Below are 1,987 nucleotides of genomic sequence, written 5' to 3'. Positions count from 1 at the left end.
GATTGTGTCCGGCCGGGACGCAGAGCCATGACTTTCATCTTTTAAAATATGATGCGAATATCATGTGTGGATCTCCTCCAAATCATATGGTCATGCCCCGGGCCCCAATAATCTTTCAGCAAATAATCAGGCTCACCCGATTTCTTTCGCCATATTTTCTGTGCATTGGGATATCCGCTGTCCGGACAAAATTCATTGATTCCCTTGTTAATCAGGGTGAGAATCATTACATTGAAGAGCAAAGTTCCAATTCTTGATAATCCGGATGAACAAACACAGTTCCTATCTCCGGCAATTCTTTCAATGTTCCATCTGTGCAACGGTTGATCAGCTCTCTCGGGGGACCGTATTCAATGGTGCTGATAATTTTTTGATTCTTTCGATCAAAGGTGGGGCTTCAGCGGTGGATGGCACAGGGAGAGTTTTTCTTGAGTAAAACAAAAGGAAAACCGAATTGGTTTAACGCATGGCGGCACCAATAAATGAAAAACCCAACACTGAATGAAGCTTTCATTAAAATAAAAAGACATGTATGGATTGAGTTCCATATCATGTCGTTTGCTGTAAATAAATAGTTTGTTGACTGAGTTAATTTTTCCTGAAATATCCCATGACCTCAATCGTTTGCGTGATATTGACAAACGCTTTGGGATCGGTTTCCTTGATCAGCTTTTTCACTTTGGCAAGTTCATAGCGGGAAATAATCATAAATAAAATCTTTCTTTTCTCTTTGGAGAAAGCTCCCTCACCGTCGACAATGGTAATTCCCCGGACAAAATTGGACAGAAGAACCTGTTTGATCTCCTCTCCTTTGCTGGTGATGATCATCAAAGTGAGTTTGACGTGACTGGTGTGGATCGTATCTGTCAATTTTCCTGCAGTGAAGATGGACAACAACGTATACAAGGCGATATCCCAACTGAACAAAAACCCCGAGATAAACACAACGATCGCATTCATGGCAAAAAGCAAATTCCCAAGGGGAAAATCTTTTTTACGGGTTAGTAATAAGCCAATGATATCGAATCCGCCTGTGGAACCCGAGGAACGAAAAATAAGTCCGTAAGAGACGCCGGCCAGCACTCCCCCGAACACTGTTGATAAAATCGGATCGGTAGACAGGGGCTTAACCGGGATATAGACCATGGCGATTGATGTCACGGCAACAGAAAAAATAGTATAAAACATAAATTTTTTTCCCAGCTTATAGGAGCCGATGACAAACAGTGGAATATTAAGCGCCAGGTTAATGATTCCCGTGTTAATGGGAGTCAGCAGTCCGATGATCATTGCGATTCCGGTCACACCGCTGCTCAAGACTTTGTGCGGCAACAAAAATGAATTGTAGGCAACCGCTCCGATGATCGATGCAAAAAAGATTGTGACGATTTTAGACAAATTCTCACCCCCTCCTCAAACAATATAGACATTATAGCGAAGTTGAGAAACTGGAACAATTGGAATATAAGAGATGCAGAAGCGGCAGAAGTAATTTTTTTCTTTCAGTAATTTTCTGTTTCATGGCTTACCTTATTTTTTCGCAACGGCTTTGTGAGAATGTTAATGAAAAGTACTTCAATCGGGGAGAATACTACTCATCCTGCATATTCAAAAACGATACGGGTTTTTATGTGAAATTGGGCCTCTGCCGTTCGGGGCACCATGGGGAAAGAAGACGGTTTTTACTGGACAGCACCATATAAAAGTATAAGTTTTTTTTCTAAAAAAGTATTGACATCCTTGTTTGAGAGTTGTATAGTAGTTTCCGTTGCTGTTGCGACAAGAATTTATTACAACTGAACAAACCAATAAAAAAGTTGTTGACAAAATCAGTTCTGTTGTAGTAGAATATTCATTGCTGTCGCGTTAAAAACAGCGGCGATGGAGAGTGTTCCTTGAAAACTAAAGAGTGAAGCATGACCTGTTGATTCTTTTTGAGCTAGATCTTTATCGGAGAGTTTGATCCTGGCTCAGGATGAACGCTGGC

General features: G+C 41.1%; 1 protein-coding gene and 1 pseudogene. Both read right to left on the bottom strand.

Translation table 11 applies throughout. From position 1 onward, the window contains the following. Positions 1-41 precede the first annotated feature (41 nt). Positions 42-385: pseudogene (locus I8U19_RS17455) on the bottom strand (GNAT family N-acetyltransferase); the annotation flags it as partial. 203 nt (positions 386-588) lie between these two features. Further along, a complete protein-coding gene (locus I8U19_RS17050; RefSeq protein WP_198056617.1) occupies positions 589-1,398 on the bottom strand; it encodes a YitT family protein in 810 nt (269 codons plus the stop codon). Positions 1,399-1,987: the final 589 nt, after the last annotated feature.

It is taken from the genome of Thermoactinomyces sp. CICC 10523, from assembly GCF_016055105.1.
GTDB lineage: Bacteria > Bacillota > Bacilli > Thermoactinomycetales > Thermoactinomycetaceae > Thermoactinomyces_A > Thermoactinomyces_A daqus.
Note: the sequence above shows the minus strand (reverse complement) of the source record. Positions and strands in the feature narration are given on the sequence as shown.